This window comes from Salinisphaera sp. S4-8 (assembly GCF_040361235.1).
In the GTDB taxonomy this organism is placed as follows: Bacteria; Pseudomonadota; Gammaproteobacteria; order Nevskiales; family Salinisphaeraceae; genus Salinisphaera.
Window position 1 is genome coordinate 35024 of sequence record NZ_APNF01000007.1, and the last position, 19021, is coordinate 54044.

Annotated in this window: 13 protein-coding genes; 8 read left to right on the plus strand and 5 right to left on the minus strand. The window is 60.2% G+C overall.

Annotated features, from left to right (window positions below):
• Window positions 1-4 precede the first annotated feature (4 nt).
• From S4A8_RS12050 to S4A8_RS12075, 6 genes are all read left to right on the plus strand, one after another.
• Window positions 5-127, plus strand: a complete 123-nt coding sequence (locus S4A8_RS12050) for a hypothetical protein (protein WP_353220326.1) — start codon at window positions 5-7, stop codon at window positions 125-127.
• 383 nt (window positions 128-510) lie between these two features.
• Entirely contained in the window at window positions 511-3558 is a 3048-nt protein-coding gene (locus S4A8_RS12055; RefSeq protein ID WP_353220327.1) for a ribonucleoside-diphosphate reductase subunit alpha, read from the plus strand.
• Window positions 3559-3919: 361 nt separating this feature from the next.
• Window positions 3920-5122: a ribonucleotide-diphosphate reductase subunit beta gene (locus S4A8_RS12060; protein ID WP_502950736.1), complete on the plus strand. Its 1203-nt coding sequence runs from the start codon at window positions 3920-3922 to the stop codon at window positions 5120-5122.
• A 51-nt stretch (window positions 5123-5173) separates the two neighbouring features.
• Window positions 5174-6883 carry an AIPR family protein gene (locus S4A8_RS12065; RefSeq protein ID WP_353220328.1) on the plus strand — a complete coding sequence of 570 codons (1710 nt, stop codon included), beginning with the start codon at window positions 5174-5176 and terminating at the stop codon, window positions 6881-6883.
• Between the two features lie 556 nt (window positions 6884-7439).
• Window positions 7440-8234, plus strand: a complete 795-nt coding sequence (locus S4A8_RS12070) for a nuclease-related domain-containing protein (protein ID WP_353220329.1) — start codon at window positions 7440-7442, stop codon at window positions 8232-8234.
• A gap of 38 nt (window positions 8235-8272) precedes the next feature.
• Window positions 8273-9121 (plus strand): REP-associated tyrosine transposase, encoded by an 849-nt coding sequence (locus S4A8_RS12075; RefSeq protein ID WP_353220330.1) that lies wholly within the window; start codon window positions 8273-8275, stop codon window positions 9119-9121.
• A 275-nt stretch (window positions 9122-9396) separates the two neighbouring features.
• Here the strand turns inward: S4A8_RS12075 and S4A8_RS12080 are convergent, their stop codons facing one another.
• The gene (locus tag S4A8_RS12080; protein WP_353220331.1) at window positions 9397-9624 is read right to left on the minus strand and encodes a hypothetical protein; all 228 of its coding nucleotides are present in this window, start codon (window positions 9622-9624) and stop codon (window positions 9397-9399) included.
• Window positions 9625-9934: 310 nt separating this feature from the next.
• Window positions 9935-11116 (minus strand): cobalamin-independent methionine synthase II family protein, encoded by a 1182-nt coding sequence (locus tag S4A8_RS12085; RefSeq protein WP_353220332.1) that lies wholly within the window; start codon window positions 11114-11116, stop codon window positions 9935-9937.
• Between the two features lie 451 nt (window positions 11117-11567).
• Here S4A8_RS12085 and S4A8_RS12090 point away from each other — a divergent pair, with 451 nt between their 5' ends.
• Together S4A8_RS12090 and S4A8_RS12095 are read left to right on the plus strand one after the other, a co-directional pair.
• On the plus strand, window positions 11568-13499 hold the full coding sequence (locus tag S4A8_RS12090; protein WP_353220333.1) for a RecQ family ATP-dependent DNA helicase: 1932 nt from the start codon (window positions 11568-11570) through the stop codon (window positions 13497-13499).
• A 133-nt stretch (window positions 13500-13632) separates the two neighbouring features.
• Window positions 13633-13779: a hypothetical protein gene (locus S4A8_RS12095; protein ID WP_353157471.1), complete on the plus strand. Its 147-nt coding sequence runs from the start codon at window positions 13633-13635 to the stop codon at window positions 13777-13779.
• Window positions 13780-13853: 74 nt separating this feature from the next.
• Here the strand turns inward: S4A8_RS12095 and S4A8_RS12100 are convergent, their stop codons facing one another.
• Genes S4A8_RS12100 through S4A8_RS12110 form a run of 3 tightly spaced genes read right to left on the minus strand, consistent with a single transcriptional unit; the run spans window position 13854 to window position 19019 of the window.
• Complete coding sequence (locus tag S4A8_RS12100) at window positions 13854-15059, minus strand: DUF3322 domain-containing protein (RefSeq protein ID WP_353220334.1); 1206 nt, start codon at window positions 15057-15059, stop codon at window positions 13854-13856.
• Window positions 15056-18445, minus strand: a complete 3390-nt coding sequence (locus tag S4A8_RS12105) for an ATP-binding protein (protein WP_353220335.1) — start codon at window positions 18443-18445, stop codon at window positions 15056-15058. Before S4A8_RS12105 ends, S4A8_RS12100 begins: the two co-directional genes overlap by 4 nt.
• The gene (locus S4A8_RS12110) at window positions 18429-19019 is read right to left on the minus strand and encodes a DUF4194 domain-containing protein (RefSeq protein WP_353220336.1); all 591 of its coding nucleotides are present in this window, start codon (window positions 19017-19019) and stop codon (window positions 18429-18431) included. Before S4A8_RS12110 ends, S4A8_RS12105 begins: the two co-directional genes overlap by 17 nt.
• Window positions 19020-19021: the final 2 nt, after the last annotated feature.

The window sequence follows — 19021 nt, forward strand, 5'->3', positions numbered from 1 at the left end:
GTGAATGCGCTGGCCGCTACTGCGCATCGGCCTTAAATACGGCTGGCGACTATTAAAAATCGCCGGGCTGAAAAAAAATTTTATCGTCGTGGTTTTCATGGATCGTGTCTGCGCCATCGATGCCTGAAAATGCTTGTACGCGAAGTCTTTTACAGATCGATCACGAGATCACTACAAATTTGGCCCGGGCTCGGCCGTAGGTGGCGTACAGGCGCGTTCGTACCCAAGTGTCGGTTGCACTGGACAGGACTTGATCACCGCCGCAAGCCCTTGCGGGCCGCGCGATTGCGCGTTTTTGACCCCCGTTTATCCACAGCGTTGTCCACCTCTTGTTCACCGGGCGACCACAACATATAGTTCCTGTGATGGCCAAAACGGGTGCTTGACCACAGTATCTAGTGGGGTAGAGTTTGCTGCCAAGACGTTGTCCCCAGCGCGGCACAGCGTTTATCGGTTTCGTTTTATCGCGGCGTCGTTCTCCCGGCGCGGCGGCTTTCAAGAGGCAAGGACATGGAGCACACACAGGTTTCCGATCGCGCGAATGCGCGCAGCGAACAGCCGGCATCGGCCGATTCGTACGGCGCCAGCATCGAGGCGACGGCGCCGGGCAGCTACAAGGTCATCCGCCGCAACGGCAAGGTGACCCCGTTCGATGCCTCCAAGATCGAGCTGGCTGTCACCAAGGCCTTCATTGACGTCGAAGGCCAGCAGGGCGCGGCCTCCTCGCGCATCCGTGAAACCGTCAAGCACATCACCGAACAGGTGGTGCAGGGCGTGACCCGCAGCCTGCCCGGCGGCGGCGCGGTGCATATCGAGGATATCCAGGACTACGTCGAACTCGCGCTCATGCGCAGCGGCGAGCACAAGGTGGCCCGCTCCTACGTCCTGTATCGTGAAGAGCGTGCCCACGAGCGTGCCGCCAAGCTGGCGGAGAAGGGCGCCGAAGCCGGCGAACCGGCCCAGGCCGCCGATATCAACGTGGCCTTCAAGGACGGCACCACGCGCCCGCTGGATCGCGACCGCCTGACCCGCGTGATCGACGAAGCCTGTGCCGGCATCGACGGCGTGGCTGCCGAGCAGGTGCTCAAGGACACGCTCAAGAACGCGTTTGATGGCATCTCCGAAGACGAGCTGTCCACCGCGCTCGTGCTGTCGGCCCGCCAGCGCCTGGAAGCCGAGCCGAACTACGGCATGGTTGCCGCGCGCTTGCTCATGGACAAGATTCGTCACGAAGGCCTGACCTTCCTTGCCGACGGCGCCGTGGAATACGCCACGCATGCCGAGATGCGCGAGCGCTATCCGTCCTACTTCAAGGACTTCATCGCCGCCGGCGTCGAACATGAACTGATCGATCCGCAGCTCGGCGAATACGATCTCGACCGTCTGGGCCAGGCCCTGATTGCCGATCGCGATCTGTCGTTCACCTATCTAGGCCTGCAGACGCTTTACGACCGCTACTTCATCCATCACGAATCCAAGCGGTTCGAACTGCCGCAGGCGTTCTACATGCGCGTGGCGATGGGCCTGGCGATCAACGAGATCGAGCGCGAAGAAAAAGCCATCGAGTTCTACAAGCTGCTCTCGAGCTTCGACTTCATGTCGTCCACGCCGACGTTGTTCAACTCCGGCACGCTGCGCCCGCAGCTGTCGAGCTGCTACCTGACCAGCGTCTCGGACGACCTGCACGGCATCTACGGTGCGGTGCAAGACAACGCCATGCTGTCCAAGTTTGCCGGCGGCCTGGGTAACGACTGGACGCCGGTGCGTGCCATGGGTGCCCATATCAAGGGCACCAATGGCAAGAGCCAGGGCGTGGTCCCGTTCCTGAAAGTGGTCAACGACACCGCCGTGGCCGTGAACCAGGGCGGCAAGCGCAAGGGCGCGGTCTGTGCCTATCTGGAAACCTGGCACAAGGACATCGAGGAATTCCTCGACCTGCGCAAGAACACCGGCGACGACCGTCGTCGCTGCCACGACATGAACACCGCGAACTGGATCCCGGATCTGTTCGTCAAGCGTGTGCTCAACGACGAGCCGTGGACGCTGTTCTCGCCCAACGACGTGCCCGACCTGCACGACCTCACCGGCAAGGCGTTCGAAGAAGCCTATGTGGGCTACGAAGCGAAAGCCGCCCGCGGCGAGATCAAGAACTTCAAGACGCTCTCGGCCGTGAACCTATGGCGCAAGATGCTCAGCCTGCTGTTTGAAACGGGCCACCCGTGGTTCACCTTCAAGGACCCGTGCAACCTGCGCAGCCCGCAGCAGCACAAGGGGGTGGTGCATTCGTCCAACCTGTGCACCGAGATCACGCTCAACACCTCGCCGGGCAAGGAAATCGCGGTCTGCAACCTGGGCTCGGTGAACCTGCCGCAGCACATAGAGAACGGCGAACTGAACGTGGCCAAGCTGGAAGCCACCATCAACACCGCCATGCGCATGCTCGATAACGTCATCGAGTACAACTACTACAGCGTGAAGACCGCGCGTGACTCCAACCTGCGTCACCGCCCGGTCGGCATGGGCCTGATGGGCTTCCAGGACGCCCTCTACAAGCTCAAGCTGCCCTACGAATCCAGCGACGCGGTGGAATTCGCCGATCGCTCGATGGAGCAGATCAGCTATCTGGCCATCAAGGCCTCGACCAACCTGGCCGAAGAGCGCGGCGCCTACAGCTCCTTCAAGGGCAGCCTGTGGGATCAGGGCATCCTGCCGATCGACTCGATCAAGATCCTGCGTGAGAACCGCGGCGAAGAGTATCTCGACCAGGACGAATCCCAGACCCTGGATTGGGACACCCTGCGCGAGCGCGTGCAGAGCGTGGGCATGCGCAACTCCAACTGCATGGCCATCGCGCCCACCGCGACCATCGCCAACATCACGGGCGTGAGCCAGTCCATCGAGCCGACGTATCAGAACCTGTACGTCAAATCGAACCTGTCGGGCGAGTTCACCGTGGCCAACCCCTACCTCGTGGAAGACCTCAAGGCGCTCGGCCTGTGGGACGAGGTCATGGCCAACGACCTCAAGTACTACGACGGCAGCGTGCAGGGCATCGACCGTATTCCGGACGATCTGAAAGTGCTCTACAAATGCGCCTTCGAGATCGACCCGCGCTGGCTGGTGGAAGCCGGTTCGCGCCGCCAGAAATGGCTGGATCAGGCCCAGAGCCTGAACCTGTACATGGCCGAACCCTCGGGCCGCAAGCTGGACGAACTCTACAAGTTCGCCTGGAAGAAAGGCCTGAAGACCACCTATTACCTGCGCTCCACCAGTGCCACGCACACCGAGAAGTCGACGATCACCGATCATCGACTGAACGCGGTCGGCAACGGCGGCAAGGGCTCCGGCGGCGGTACCGGCGCGGGTGGCTCGGTCACCGGCGGTGCCTCCAGCAACGGCGGCGGCCAGACGGTCAACGCGGCCTCCAACGGCGCGAGCGCGACCGAAGCGCCCAAGGCCCGGCCCACCGCCTCGGCCACTGCCCCCGCACCGGAAGGCAAGCCGACCGCGCCCATGGCCTGTGCCATCGACGACCCGGACTGCGAGGCCTGTCAGTAGGGCGAAGCGCCGAACGAAAGAAGGTTATCCGCAGATCGACGCAGATTTACGCAGATGGAAGACAAGACAATACGTCGTCCTTCGAACCTGCGTCCCTGCGGAGCGCCTTCTAAGCCGAGAACGACAACGATGAAAGACGAATACGATTTTTCCAAAGGCGAACGCGGCAAGTTCTATCGGCCCGGCGCAGTATTTCGTATTCGTTCGAACGCCAAGGCAGGCGGATCAGAATGACGCGCTACGCGCCGTCTTTAATCTGCGTCGATCTGCGTGAATCTGCGGACAGATCGCTTTTCTTCCGCTCAGCCGGCACACAACAGAACACCGCTTTTTAACGAAGCAAGGCAAAAGGAACGACACCATGCTCGACTTCGAAGACACCCCGCGCCAAGGCACGCCCGAGCACAAGCCGGGCAGCACCGCCAATCCGAACCCGGCGGGTGCCACACCCGATCCGTTCGCCCTGGACAAGGCCGACGAGCACTCGAGCCACGAAGCCGAGCACGCCGAAGCCGTCACCGGCCTGGAACAGGTCGAGCTCGGCGCCGGGCGTGTCTCCGTCGATGAAAAGCGCATCATCAACTGTCGCGCCGACGTCAACCAGCTCGTACCCTTCAAGTACACCTGGGCCTGGGAGAAGTATCTCAACGCCTGCGCCAACCACTGGATGCCGCAGGAAGTGAGCATGTCCGCCGACATCGCCATGTGGCAGGACCCGGACGCCCTCACCGAAGACGAGCGCCTGATCCTAAAGCGCGGCTTCGGCTTTTTCGCCTCCAGCGAATCGCTGGTCGCCAACAACATCGTGCTGGGTGTGTACAAGCACCTCACCAACCCCGAATGCCGCCAGTACCTGCTGCGCCAGGCCTTCGAGGAAGCCGTACACGGGCATACCTTCCAGTACATCGTGGAATCGCTGAATCTCGACGAAGGCGAGATCTTCAACATGTATCGCGAGCTGCCCAGCGTGCACAACAAGGCCGCCTGGGCCATGCAGTACACCCAGAGCCTGAACGACCCCAACTTCCAGACCGGCACCCACGAAAACGACCAGATTTTCCTGCGTGACCTGATCGCTTTCTACGTGATCTTCGAAGGCATCTGGTTCTATGCCGGTTTTGTGCAGTACCTGAGCTTCGGCCGCCGCAACAAGATGACCGGCACCGCCGAGCAGATGCAGTACATCATGCGCGACGAATCCATGCACCTGAACTTCGGCATCGACGTGATCAACCAGATCAAGATCGAAAACCCGAACCTCTGGACGCAGGAATTCCAGGACGAAGCCCGTCGCATGATCGACGAAGCCATGCACCTGGAGATCGAATACGCCCACGACACCATGCCCCGTGGCGTGCTCGGCCTGAACGCCAGCATGTTCGACGAATACATGAAGTTCATCGCCAACCGCCGCTGCTCACAGATCGGCCTGGCCGAACTCTACCCCGGCGCGGAAAACCCGTTCCCGTGGATGAGCGAGATGATGGATCTCAAGAAGGAGAAGAACTTCTTCGAGACTCGGGTGATTGAGTATCAGTCGGGTGGGGCGCTTAGCTGGGATTGATTTTCCGGACTGCAAGCGGGATCTACGACCCGCGTTTTTTGCGAGGAGAAAATGCACCGAATTACAGAAGGTCTGTTAAAAGACTTCGTAGCTAGTTACGAACTCAGCGAAATGAGTGAGTCGGATCAGTTCGAACGATTAATAAACTACTGCGTAGTTTCGCCGGAGGTAGTTGAGGGCTACGATCTCGCTGATATAACAACCTCTAATAACGACGATGGGATCGATGGATGCTGTATCACTATCGATCAGGAGGTCATCGTTTCGGCAGAGGACTGTGCTTCGTCGCTTAGCGACGGACGGCGGCAGCACGATGTAAAACTGATCTTTACGCAAGCCAAAACATCAGAGTCAATGGATTTGGGAGACGTCCTGAAGTTCAATGCTGCTATCGAAAGATTTTGCCACAATCTTGCAGACACCCCCGAAGACCCAGTCGAGAAGAACGTTAAAAATATATATCTCGCCGCTCTGGATAAGGCTGGAAGTATCCGTAACGGTAAACTTAGCTTGGTAGCTCGGTACGCTTATACTGGGAAGTATAAAAAACCAGCCGAAATAGAAAAAGCGAAAGCAGAAATTATCGAATCGCTTGAAGACGGTGGCTATTTTTCGGAAATCGATTATGAAATATTAGATCGTGAAGGTGTGAATGGCGCCTTTAGATCTACGATGGCGCCGATCGAAGCAAAAGTTGATGCGTTTTCAGTTGCCGCGCTGCCGACTATATCTGGTGTTGAGGAGGCCTACTTGGCAGTTGTCCCGGCGAAAGTCTTCGTAAAAAATATGCTTTCGGACGAGTCAGGCCGTCTTAGGGCCCACGTTTTTGAAGAAAATGTTAGGGCTTTTTTGGGTATTGATAATTCAGTTAATAGCGCGATCGAATCCACCGTAAACGACGACAACATCCGTTCTCGATTTCCAGTTTTGAACAACGGGATAACTATAGTGAGCCCGGACGTTAGGGTTCAAGGCCTAAGTATTACATTCGTAGACTTTCAGGTGGTCAATGGTTGTCAGACATCTAATATACTCTGGTTGAATCGCGAAAAAATTGATTCTTCCATGATGGTTTCGCTAAAAGTTATCGAGACCGATAGTGAAGACGTTTTTTCGGATTTGGTGAAAGCTACAAATAGCCAAACGAAAATAGATGATGATCAATTTTTGTCATTACAGCCGGTGGCGCGCCGTATTGAGGCTTATTTTAACTCTTTTTCAGATGAAGAGAATCGCCTTTATTTCGAGCGTCGGGATCGGCAATACGTAGGGCAAAGCGTTCCCGGCGTAAAGATCTTCGACCTGAAACTCTTGGCGCGTTGCGTTTCGGCAATCTTTCTCGGTCGTCCTGATTTATCATACCGTTTCCCGAAAAAGATATTTTCTGATGAATCTATCTCTAACGCTGCGTTCCATGAGGATAATAGAGAAATAATTTATTACACAGCATGTTTGATTTATTATCGGGTATCAATACTTTTTAGCAATAAGCATCTTCCAAGTGAGGCGCGCCGGTTTAAGTGGCATATCATGGCGCTTTTTGCTCGCAGGGTTGGGGGAACTACTCGACCTAAGCTGACCTCCAGAAAAATCGAAAAATGGTGCGAAACGGTAATTGATTATATTCTAAATGATCATAAAGGATGCCGAGAAGAGTTGTTGTCCTGTCTAGAAACGGTAAACACACTTCAGCCTATAAGTGACGATCGCTTGAAGAGGCAAGCTGTTTACGAAGAGCTTATTAGAGAAGACGAGAATTGAGTTACGCTTTGAGACAATAGGGGCAGACCACGTTTTCCCGCTAATCTTCAGCGCGCTATTCGGGACAGACCCCTATTTCTCGCGATTCCAGGGTCGGCCGGCAGCCAGGCATCTGCAAGATACGAGGTCTTGCATTGCCACATTCGTAGGCGGCGGGGTCAGGTCTTGCGAAGGCGGCGGAGATCCGGTGACAGTATATTTAACTCACGAGTTGGCATGAGCGATGCCTACTCATCAAGGAGCGCCGGGGTCAAGTCTTGCATTGTGCATTTTGAATGCCGCCCAGAGTAAATGGGGTCAGGTCTTGCGTTTTGCCTTTAGGCGCAGCCGGTCCTAATATCGACGTATGGCCCGACAAGCGAGCAGTTGGGGTCAGGTCTTGCATTGTGCACTTTGGACGCCGTGGTAACTTGGACGCAAGAGCAAACTGACCGGCGCGGCTATGAATCCCTACACTTTTCTCTTTGGGTTGGTGCCGTTAGTGGCGTTCGCGCCCATGCTTGTAGCGGCTTGGGTTAGAGACCGATATACGGAACGAACGATAAGACAGCGAGGATTGAAGCATCCTTTTACGCGCGGTCTGCGTCGGCCGCCGGGCTATTCTCTTTCTGTGCAGATCCCCGAGCTTCAGATGGAAGCCGTATCGAGGATGTTCTTTGCGGTCGTAATCGGTACCACGATCACGGTAGTTGCACCCATAGCGCTTGGTATTTTCGGGGTGCCGAGCTGGGTCGGGATGTTAGTCGGCATCGCCGGTGCTTTCGGTTGGGGATGTGTTGAGGCGGGCCGCTTTATCCGGCTACTTGCGCTCATCCGCCGCAAGCGATTGGGTTGGGAAGGCGAGCTTGCGACAGGCGAACAACTTAATCAGCTTTATGCCCATGGCTACGATATTCTCCATGATCTTGATGGCGGGCGTTTCAATATCGATCACGTAGCCGTTGGGCCCGCGGGCGTTTTCGCGATCGAGACCAAGGCACGGGTTAAAAGCCAAGGCGTCGAGAAAGAAGAGTATTGGCGCGCGGATTTTGACGGGCGGCAGATCGACTTCGCCGGTTATCGGACTGCCGCTCCGCTTAAACAGGCGCAACGGAACGCGGAATGGCTTAGCCGCCAACTTACGTCAGCTATAGGAGAGGCGGTAGCCGTGCAGCCCGTAGTGGCGTTACCAGGGTGGTACGTCAACCGGTCCGGAAAATCGGATATTCGTGTTGTTAACCCAATCGAATTCGGGAAGATGATCCGCGGCTCGCGCGCGAGGCCTTTAGATTCGTCGATGATTCAACGAATCGCGCATCAGCTCGACGCGTTATGTCGTGACGTAGCTAAGGACAAGCAGGTGGTTCGGTAGGCCGCTAGCTTGCATGAACGCCTAAGGAGCATTCACGGATGGCCCGACCGCTACGCTTGGAATTCGCCGGCGCGCTGTATCACGTCACCGCCCGCGGCGATCGCAAGGAAGCGATCTACGAGGACGATGAAGATCGTGAGGCGTTTCTCGGTGTGCTTGCCGATGTGGCTGATCGCTTCAACTGGCTGGTGCACGCCTACTGCGAGATGACTAACCACTATCACCTGCTGATCGAAACCCCGGACGGCAATCTGTCGAAGGGTATGCGGCAGCTGAATGGGGTGTATACGCAGTACAGCAACCGCCGACATGGCCGTGTGGGCCATCTGTTTCAGGGGCGTTATAAGGCGATTCTCGTGCAGAAGGAATCGTATTTGCTGGAAGTGGCGCGTTATATCGTGCTCAACCCGGTTCGGGCTCAGATGGTACGCAGTGCGGGCGACTGGCCGTGGAGCAGTTATCGCGCCACTGCGGGGCGTACGGGCGTGCCACGTTTTTTGACGACGGATTGGATTCTGTCAGCGTTTGGCGATCGTCTAAAAGAATCGCAGCTTGCCTATCGAGGGTTTGTAAGTGAGGGGCGTGGTCAGCCGGCGCCGTGGGCTGATTTAGCCAACCAGGTGCTGTTGGGCGACGATGCGTTCGTTGAAGACATGCGTTCCAAGCTCGAACAATCGAACCGAACGCTAGCTGAGGTGCCACGTGCACAGCGCCTCGGTCGTGCCAAGCCCTTGGCTGACTATGCTGCCCAGAGCTATACGCGGAACGAAGCGATCGTTGCGGCATTCAGATCCGGTGGTTACAGCATGGCCGAGATTGGGGCGTATTTCGGCGTGCATTATTCGACGGTGAGCCGCGTCGTTCGTGCAGCTGAACGCGTATCGTAACTGAACGAGTTGTCGAGGATTCCCACCAATAGAGGCTTCAAGTACGTAGCAGCTGCACGCGGCTAGCACTTGGGCGTGTCGCGTTTTTTTAAGATAGGAAGTCTTCCAGGCAACTCGTGCGAGATCAGCGCATTAAGGGGTGGCGATGCCTAGCGCGTGGGCAGGGACGGATCGTGTTCTGACAAATGATTAATCGTGGCGCGAAGCGGAGATAGCCATATAGCTGAAAAAGCCGCCAACCGCGATAACGAGCAAGCCCATGAAAATGTCCATTGCTATAAATCCTCGAGTTGATCGATGCGGCGTTCGATTTGCTCGTGTAATCCGCGAATTCCTGCTGCAAAAGATACCAACGCCACGACGCCGCCGACCAACACAGGCCATGGGGCCACATCGAAATGGCTTAGTAGCCAGCCGACCAGGCTGATCGTCAACGCCGCAAGTATCCCGAGCCAGAACTTGAGATACGCAATCTGTTCGCGAACGCGCTCGCTTTTCGACATGAATCGATGATACCTGCTTCGTCTCGGTCGATCATCTCATGCCAGTACGTAGCCAAACTGCATTTCAAAATGCCATGCGCTACACATGGGCCGTTGTGGCCCAAGCCCCTGCACGCCGAAAGGACGAGGTCATTTCGACCTATTTCGCAGTCATCTACGTCGCGATATTGCTGCCGGTGGTCGGCCTGGGCGCTACTGCTATGTTGGCCGCCCGAACCGACGGGCAGCCTGCGCGGCAACACGCGGTTCGCTACGTCGTTAAGGTGGCGTGTTTACAAGACTACCTTGGCTGGCGGAGCGCCGCCGGCCCTCAGCCCCATATACGCTTGGAAGCGATGGCGGCGCCCTCGGTCAGCGAGCCGAGCTTGGCCCAGGCCACGTCAGGTGCTACGAATTCATAGCTGGCGAAGGTGCCGAAACCACAGTCGGTGCCGGCAATGACGCGTTCGCGATCGCCCACGGCATCCACAGCGGCACAGATACGGTTGGCGACGACCTGCGGGTGTTCGAGATAGTTGGTGGTGACGTCGATCACGCCCGGCAGCAGCAGCATGCCCGCCGGTAGCGGATGCTGCTTGAAGGCGACGGTTTCGTGTTCGTGGCGCGGATTGCCGAGCGGGATGCTCAACGCGCCTACTTTGGCGCGATAGAGAATGGGCAACAGCTCGTCGACCGGCACGTCGTCCTGGTGCGGGCCTTGCCAGTTGCCCCAGCACACGTGCAGGCGCACCTTCTCGGGCGGGAGGTCCGCCAGCGCGAGGTTGATGGCCTCGACATGCAGTTCGACGCGTTCGAGGAAGGTGCCGAGCGGCGCATCGCCGAACATCACCACGCGTTCCATGGCCAGGTCCGGTGCATCGAGCTGCAGCAGATGGCCGCGGGCGACGATGGCGTCGTATTCTTTTTTCATCTCTTTCGCGACGGCCAGCACGTAGTCGCGGTCGGTGGGATACGCCGGGTTGTTCTCGCCGCGCAGCATGGTGGTGGTGACCACGCCGGGGGACGCTGCCGTCATGAAGGTTTCGGCCGGTTTCGGATGATTGGCCAGGCCGCGATCGAAGGCATCCAGCTCGGCGGTGACGCCCGCCAGCGAATCCTCGTAGTGGACGGCCTGCTGGGCTTCGGCCGTATCCCACACCCGGGCCAGATCTTCCGCCACGCCGATTTGGCGTGCCATATGGTCGGCATAGCCGGGAAAGCGCTGCATATCGAGCGCGGTCTTGCGCCGCTGCTCGCCGCCGAAGCCGCTCATGCGCTCGACGACGTAAGTGGAAAACCCGACGCGCGGCGCTTCGCCGTCGTTGATTACATCCAGCCCGGCATCGATCTGGCCTTTAACCGCCCGCGCCACGCCGTCGTCGATATGGCGTGCCAGCTCGTTGGCGTCGACCGGCTTGCCTTTTTCCTGCTTGACCAGCAGTTCCGAAAGCGCGCGCGGACGCGGCAGACTGCCGGTATGGGTGGTCAGGATTCGATCGCGGCTGTGTTGCATAGGGACCTCGTCGTGAAAGTAGTCGCAGCCTACGCGGGCCGTACCTTAGATGACGCCCCGGGACACGGGCTTGGTCACGCCTGGCTAGGCCGTCGTAGCGACTTGAGGCGGTCAGCATACGTGCGAGTCGCCCGCCATGACGAGGGCAAGGCTGGGGAGAGTGTTTTAATTCGCGAGTTGGCGTGGACTACGCCTAGTCATGAGGGGGCTAGCTAGCCTCGGCTCATAGCGTGTCCGTTTTCGAACGCTGGCAAGGCGAAAGGGTAGGTCATGCATCGTGCGTCGCCGCGGTTAAACGCAACCTCAAACCACGATGCAATGCGGCAACGGCTTGCCCGGTACGCCTCATGCGGGCGGCCAGAACATGCCGCGTGGCCCAATAAACAGTCTGATTCGACCGTAGTATCGTGAACCCGGGGCCAGGGGTTTGATTTGAATTATTGGGGGCACCATGGACGACCAGCCTGATCGGTTGCTTAAGGCGTATTTCGGTTACGACCGTTTTCAACCCGGCCAGCGTGAAGTGATCGAGCACTTGTTGGCTGGCCGTTCCGCGGCGGCGGTATTTCCCACCGGGGGCGGTAAATCGCTGTGCTATCAACTGCCGGCATTGGCGTTGCCGGGTATCACGTTGGTGGTATCGCCGTTGATCGCGTTGATGAAGGATCAGATCGATGCGTTGAGCGCCCGTGGCATCGCCGCGCAGCGGCTGGATTCGAGCCTCGATGCCGAGGGTTACCGTGCTGTGATGGATCGCCTGCGCTCGGGCGAGTTGCGTCTTTTGTATGTGGCGCCGGAGCGGTTCAATAACGAACGTTTTCGGCAAACGCTGAGCCAATTGCGGGTGTCGCTGTTTGCGGTGGACGAGGCGCACTGCATCTCGGAATGGGGGCACAATTTCCGCCCCGACTATCTCAAGCTGATCGGTTTCGCCAAGGCGGCCAAGGCCGAGCGCTTGTTGGCGCTGACCGCGACCGCCACGCCGGCCGTGCTGGACGACATTTGCCGGGTGCTCGATATCGGGGCTGGCTGTGCCGTGCGTACGGCTTTCTATCGCCCCAACCTGAAGCTGCTGTTCGCGCCGACCACGGTGGAACAGCGTGACCATGATCTGCTGGCACGTCTGAACGAGCGGCGCGCGGGGCCGACGATCGTTTATGTCACCCTTCAGCGTACCGCGGAGCAGGTGGCGCGACGGCTGGCTGATGCGGGCCATCCGGCGCGGGCTTACCACGCCGGCATGGACAGCGATAAGCGCAGCGCGGTGCAGGAATGGTTCGTGCGTTCGAACGACGGCATTGTGGTGGCGACGATCGCATTTGGCATGGGTATCGACAAGGCCGACATCCGCTACGTCTATCACTACAACTTGCCCAAGAGCCTGGAAAACTACGCCCAGGAGATCGGCCGTGCCGGGCGCGACGGCAAGAATGCCGTGTGCGAGATGCTGGCTTGCGCCGACGACCAGAACACGCTGGAGAATTTCGTCTATGGCGATACGCCCACGGCGGCAGCGATCGATTCTTTCCTGCACGACATCTTCGCGCAGGAAGCGGAATTCGACATCAGCCTATCGGCGCTATCCCGCACGCATGATCTGCGTGAACTGGTCGCGCGCACGCTGCTGACTTATCTGGAGTTGCAGGGCTATCTGAAGGGCGGCACGCCTTTTTACGCCAGTTACCGATTCCGGCCGAAGATGGCGTCGCAGGACATACTGGCCCGTTTCCAGCGGGGCCGCCGGCAGTTCCTGGCCGAGTTGCTAAGTCGAGCGCGCAAGGCCCGGACCTGGTTTGACCTGGATGTAGATAGCGCGGTCGCCGAGATGCAGCAGCCGCGCGAGCGCATCGTGGCGGCGCTGGATTATCTGGGCGAGCAGGACATGCTGGAAGTCACCGCGGCCGGCGTGCGTCATCGCTACCGGATTCTCCAGCGCCCCGACAGCGTGAAGGCATTGGCCGCCACACTGTACGAGCACGCGCTGCGCCGCGAGGAGAGCGAGTTGGCGCGCTTGCAACAAGTGCTTGCGCTGATCGAAGCGGATGGCTGCCAAGTAGCGGCGTTGAGTGCGCACTTCGGCGAACAGCGCGAACCCTGCGGCCACTGCTCCTGGTGCTTGAATGATGGCAAACCGGTGCGGATCCCGGCCCGTCGCAAGACCGAGATCGATCCGGCTGTGTGGGCCGAAGCGATGACGCTGAGACGACAACACCCGAAAGTATTGGGCCCGGCACGTGTCGTCGCGCGCTTTTTGTGTGGCGTGTCATCGCCGGCGCTATCCAAGGCGAAACTCACACGCCACGCTCTGTTTGGCCGCCTGGCACATGTGCCGTTCGCGGCAGTGGAAAAGCACGCTCAGGATTCTGCACCGCCGACAGCGTGAACATGACTAATAGGCACTAGACGAGGATTTCGCGGCGGCGTTCGCCGACGGTTTGATCCCGGGCGGGGACACTCACTTCCCACTCGTATTATCAGCCAGATCCTGGCAGCACCTCTGCTCGACCTGATGCGTTATGCGTTGGCTCTCGCGGATGGTGCTGGTGGCGGTGGACGAGGAACCGCTCATGGGCGCGAGCGGCGGCTGCTCCAACAATGCCCGCACGCTGTTCGGACAGCTGGATCTCTCGCTACGCGATTTAAAGCTCGAGGTGCGCTCCTGAAACAGCGCGCCGCCTTTGGGCGGCGGGGGCTGGGCGTCGCATCTTGGCCGGGCAGCGCCAAGGCTGGCGCCCGCTCAGCGTTCGTAGAGGTCGTCGAGGTGAGCCAGTGCATCCAGTAACCAGCGCTGAGCGATATGCTCCTGCTCTAGGCGTAGCGCGGGCGCGCGGCGATCGTCGCGGAGTGCCTGGAACAGCGCGGCTTCGTCTTCGTTCAGCTGATCCAGTATCCCGGTGAAGCGCTTGTCCGCGGCCTCCTGGCCCCAGACCGGTCGGTGCGCCTCGAGCGTGGCCTGGTCCATCAGCAGTGAGCGGGCGTGCGGAAAAGCGCGACGGAAGCGGTTCAGGATGGCGAAGCCGTGGGTGTCGATATCGCCCCAGTAGTAGAGGCGTTTGTCGGCCAGCCAGGGCAGACGGCGCAGCGCCTCGACCCGATAGCCCAGCCCGAAGATCACCAGCGCGTTGGGGAATGCCGGAAACGCCAGGCCGTTGATCTCGTTTTCGGTGATGAAGACGGTATCCGCCCCCACGTCCAGGCGGGCGAGCTGTTCCACCGGCAGCGTCAGATCGGTGAGCCCCTGAACCGCCAGCCGCTCGTCCAGCATCCGCAAACGAATCAACACCGGCTTGTCGCGTAACCCGTAGCGGCGGTTGAAGCTGCGCACCCCGGTGGCACCCGTATCGATAGCGCCGGCCGGTAGCACTGCGTCGAGCAGTTCGGCGAGCAGGCCACGATGGGTCTCGATGAACTTGGTGTGAATGCCCGGGATGTCCAGTTCGCGCAGGTAGACGCCGGGTCGCGGATGGGCCTGGAACCAGGCCAGCACGGCAAGCAGGTCGTCCCAGTGTGGCGCGTGTTCGAGCGCACGCAGCGGGCGCTGACGCAGCCAGTCGCGCAAGGCGGGGAAGGTCGCCAGCGTGCGCTCGGCGAGGCGGGTAAAGCGTGCCGCATCGTCACGATGGCCGAGCCAGCGCAGGGCGTCGTCTTCCGTATCCACGGTGATGACGTCGGGCAAGTCGTTGGCGCCCTGCACCCGGTGGCGGCGCTGTCGCCAGTGCACCGTGTAGCCAAAGCCTTTCCTGTCTTTCGCGCCCTCGCGCAGGGTGCGCACCCAGTCGGCGACATCCGCGAAGCGTTCGGTGAGATCCCGGGCGCTGGGCTTGCGCAGTCGCAGAGTCACGGGGAACAGCGCATCGCCGTCCAGGCGCGCGCGCAGGATGTCGCCGCGCCGCCAGTACTTGTCCAGCTGCTGTTTCAGGTCGGCCGGTGACGTCCAGTTCATGGCTGCATACGAATCCGTTCACGGGCGGTTTTTTCCGCCTGGTACTCCTCAATGCTGAGATTGCGCAACAGAGATTCGCGGCCCTCGCGGTTGTGCACGAAACCGACGCTGTGCACATAGGGCTCGATGATGTGAATCTTCTGCAGCGGGGTGACGATCAAGAGTTGCAGATTTAACCGCTTGAACAGCTCCAGCCCGTAGCGGGCGGATTCGTCGGAACCGCGACCGAAGGCCTCGTCGATGACCACGAAGCGGAATGAGCGGGAGCGCTGCTCGCCCCATTCCAGGCCGAACTGGTAGGCGAGACTGGCGGCGAGCACGGTGTAGGCCAGCTTCTCCTTCTGGCCGCCGGATTTGCCGCCGGAATCGGAATAGTGCTCGTATTCGCGGTCGTCCTCGCGCCAGCGTTCCGAGGCGGAAAACACGAACCAGTTGCGCACGTCGGTTACTTTCTGGGTCCAGCGCTTGTCCAGCTCGCCGGTGCCCTCGCGGCCGCGGAAGCGTTCGATGATGCGTTTCACCTGCAGGAATTTCTGCTCGGTGTACTGTTCTTCCTCGTTGCCGCTGAGGGCGCCCTCGGTACAGGCACGCAACTCCTGCTGGAAGTCGCGTACTTCCTGGTCGCCGGTGGGTTCCGCCAGCAGGGTGATGTAGCGGCCTGGGTTGTAGTCGATGCCTTTGAGCGAACGGTTGATGATGTCGATACGCTCGCGGATCGCCTGGCGTTCCTTGTGTAGCTGGCCCTGAAACGCTGCCACCTCGCGGATGGTGTTCTCGTTGAGCAGCTCCTTGAAACGGCGTTCGAAGCGCGGCAGGTCGTCGCGCTGCAACGCGTCCAGCATGGCGCGGTATTCGCCGCCGGCGGCCAGGGTGGCATCCACCTCGCGGCTTTCCAGCGGGAATGCGTGCTGGTGGCGCTGCATGGCGCTGACGATGCGCTCGCTCAGTGCCTTGAGCTGCTTGTCATGCTGGTCGATCTGCTTTTGCAGCCAGTCGCGCAGTTCGCTTTGCTGGTTGTCGCAGGATTCCACTGTCAGCGTGCGCCCGGCCAGCGCTTCTTCGCGGTAGCCCGCGAGGGTCTCGAAGCAGGCGCGCTGAGCCTCGTCGGCTTCGGCGAGCAGGGCGGCGCTTTCCTCGCGCTGGGCGGTGGCGGTTTCGGTCTTGGTGCGGTTGGCGCCTTCGTCCTGGCCCAGGGCTGACCGCGCCTCCTCGGTTTCGTTAAGACTGCCTTCGAGTGTCTTGAGCTGGCTTTCCAGCTCCCGCAGTAGATCGTTGGCGGCCTCCAGGGCCAGGCGCTCGTTTTCCAACTGCTCCAGTTGCCGAGCTAACGGCTTCCAATCCAGCTCCTCGAAGTCGCCGAACATGGCCAGTTGGCCCAGCATGCCCAGGGCATCTTCCAAGCCCTTGCGCTCGTTTTCCCAGCCCTGGATGTGCTTGGCGAGCTCCCGACCGCGCCGGGCCAGGGATTCGGCCTCCGCTTCCAGGGCACGAATCTTGGCCTGGTTGTCCCAGCCCAGCACGTAGCGGCTGGCGTCGTCGATGCGATGACGGTCGTCTTTCTCGTGGCGCCCGCCCGGCGCCTTGATCTGCCCTGTGCGGGTGATGGCGCGCTGCTCCCGGCGGAAGCGGGTCATATCCTCGCAACAGACGTAATCGAAACGCCGTATCAATTCCCGCTCCAGCCACGGGTAAAAAGCGCTGTCCGGCTGGATGCGCAGCTTGTGCACCAGCGACTCCGGCGCCGCCGATGACACCTCGCCACGCGAGTCGCGGACCCGGAAGTACACCAGCCGGCCGCGCAGTTGTGTGCGGTCGACCCAGTCGGCGACTCGCTCGTACAAGGCGTCCGGCACCAACAGTGACAGGCCGAAGTTGTGCAGCAGACGCTCGATGGCACCTTCCCAGTCGCGTTCCTCGGCGGGGACCTGCAGCAACTCACCGACGAAGGGGACATCGTCTTCGTCGAGTTGCAATGCGGCGCACAAAGCCTCGCGAATCGCCAGCACGCGACCTGGGATATTGGAGCGCCGTTGGCGCAGTGAGGCGAGCTCGGTTTCCAGCTCGCCGTGCTGCCCATTCAGGACATGCAGTTTGGCGCCGGCTTCGTTGATGTGGTTCTGCAGCTGGGCGCGCTGTTCCTGCAACGCTTCCTGGCGCTTGTCGCGCTGGCGGCGGTTGTGGACGAAGATATCCAGTGTGTCGGCGTCGGGCAGCGATAGCGCCTGGGCCAGCTCACGATACTGCTGTGCTTTGTGCTGGCGATGCTGTTTCTGCCGCTGACAGTCCTGTATCTCTGTTTTCAATCGCTGCAGCCGGTCGCCGCCATTGTCGGCGATGGACTGGCGCAGCTCGTCGCGGCGCGCCTGCTGGTCGCGGCGCCGGTTTTCCAGCGCGGTGCGTCGCTCGGCCAAGCGTTGCGCTTCGACGGCCAGATTCTCCAAGCGCTTGTCCAGCAAATCCATTTTCAAACTGGCGTACCAGGGCCGCAGTGCCTCGCGGCTTTGCCGCAGGTCCGCCACCTGCCGTTCACGCTCGTCGTGACGGTCCAGATCGGCTACCAGTGGTTCGAGCATTTCGATGCGTAGGCGCGCCTTGAGCACCGCCTCGTGGGCGCGGTTGAGGTCGTCGAAGTGGCGAATCAACGCTTCGATGCGCTCGCCCACCGGGAACGGCTCCAGCATATGATCGCGCACGAAGCGGGTGATGTTATCCACCGACTTCATGGAGACGGTCTGGTTGAACAGCTCCATGGCCTGTTCATTGTCGATTCCAAAACGGCGGCGAAAGGCGGCGCCGTAAGCGGGGAAAGCGTCGAACACTTCGACGCCGGTTTGTTTTCTCAAACGCTTTTTCAGGTCGGCGATATCGCTGCCGAAATCGGCGAAGTCACCGGCCAGGGTGAGTGCGCGGTCGGCTACCACGTAGAAACGCTCCGGCTGGCCGGCGCTGTCCTTGATCCAGAACACCTGGGCCAGCGTCACGTCCTGATCGTAACCGGCATTGTGGAAGTGGCCGAGAATCACCGAGTAGCTGTTGTGATCGCGCAGTGCCACGGCCTTGGCAGAGAGCCCGGCCTCACCGCGCTCGGCCTTGTAGTAGCCTAGAACGTAAGAGCGCAGCGAGCGCTCTTTGCTCTCGGCACCGGCGGCCTTGTTGTAGGTAATTCGCTGCGCCGGCACCAGCAGGGTGGTAACCGCGTCCACCAGGGTGGACTTGCCCGAGCCGATATCGCCGGTGAGTAGGCTGTTGTCGCCCCGCGGATCCAGCGCCCAAACCTGGCGGTCGAAGGTGCCCCAGTTGAACACCTCCAGCCGTTGTAGGCGAAAGCCGGCCTGCTCGTTGGAATCCGCGAAATCCAATCCCAGCGTCTCATTGTGCATCGGCATGCTCCCGATATTCCTGGAGGCGCTGTTCGAACTCCCCGAGCCATTGGGCGTCGACGAACGACTGCAGGATGCGGCGCACTTCATAGCGGTCGTTCTGTCCGCGCAGCCGCCGCAGAAAGCCCAGTTCGATCACCTTGTTGATATCGCCCTGCACGCGATCCACCAGTTTCGCCTCGTTGGCGGTGTCTGGTAGGAACAGCCGCACCAGTTCCACGATCTGCGCCTGGGTCAGAATGAGGCGCGGGTCGCCGCCGCTGGCGTCGTGCTCGGCGAGCTTCTTGCGCAGCAGCGCCAGCAACAGGCTGACCGGATAGGAGAGCTGGCGGCGCGGCACCAGCCGCGGCGGGCCCTGCTCGTCGTCGCCGCGCGCCGTTTGGCGCAGGTAGGCGTAGCCTTCGGCCTCGTCCAGCACCAGTTCCAGGCCCAGCACCGTGACGTAATCGCGAACCCGGCCCTGAAGCGTCAGCAGGGATTGCCACAGCGTTTCCTGCTGGTCGCGATAGAGCACGCCCTTGAGCAGGTGAATCAACAGGGGCGACAGATCGGAGGCGGTATCGATATCACTTTCACTCATGC

What these genes read in the sequence shown, in the direction of transcription:
- S4A8_RS12050 (WP_353220326.1), top strand. Translation starts at nt 5, where the DNA reads ATGCGCTGGCCGCTACTGCGCATCGGCCTTAAATACGGCTGGCGACTA.
- S4A8_RS12055 (WP_353220327.1), top strand. Translation starts at nt 511, where the DNA reads ATGGAGCACACACAGGTTTCCGATCGCGCGAATGCGCGCAGCGAACAG.
- S4A8_RS12060 (WP_502950736.1), top strand. Translation starts at nt 3,920, where the DNA reads ATGCTCGACTTCGAAGACACCCCGCGCCAAGGCACGCCCGAGCACAAG.
- S4A8_RS12065 (WP_353220328.1), top strand. Translation starts at nt 5,174, where the DNA reads ATGCACCGAATTACAGAAGGTCTGTTAAAAGACTTCGTAGCTAGTTAC.
- S4A8_RS12075 (WP_353220330.1), top strand. Translation starts at nt 8,273, where the DNA reads ATGGCCCGACCGCTACGCTTGGAATTCGCCGGCGCGCTGTATCACGTC.
- S4A8_RS12080 (WP_353220331.1), bottom strand. Translation starts at nt 9,624, where the DNA reads ATGTCGAAAAGCGAGCGCGTTCGCGAACAGATTGCGTATCTCAAGTTC.
- S4A8_RS12085 (WP_353220332.1), bottom strand. Translation starts at nt 11,116, where the DNA reads ATGCAACACAGCCGCGATCGAATCCTGACCACCCATACCGGCAGTCTG.
- S4A8_RS12090 (WP_353220333.1), top strand. Translation starts at nt 11,568, where the DNA reads ATGGACGACCAGCCTGATCGGTTGCTTAAGGCGTATTTCGGTTACGAC.
- S4A8_RS12095 (WP_353157471.1), top strand. Translation starts at nt 13,633, where the DNA reads ATGCGTTGGCTCTCGCGGATGGTGCTGGTGGCGGTGGACGAGGAACCG.
- S4A8_RS12100 (WP_353220334.1), bottom strand. Translation starts at nt 15,059, where the DNA reads ATGAACTGGACGTCACCGGCCGACCTGAAACAGCAGCTGGACAAGTAC.
- S4A8_RS12105 (WP_353220335.1), bottom strand. Translation starts at nt 18,445, where the DNA reads ATGCCGATGCACAATGAGACGCTGGGATTGGATTTCGCGGATTCCAAC.
- S4A8_RS12110 (WP_353220336.1), bottom strand. Translation starts at nt 19,019, where the DNA reads ATGAGTGAAAGTGATATCGATACCGCCTCCGATCTGTCGCCCCTGTTG.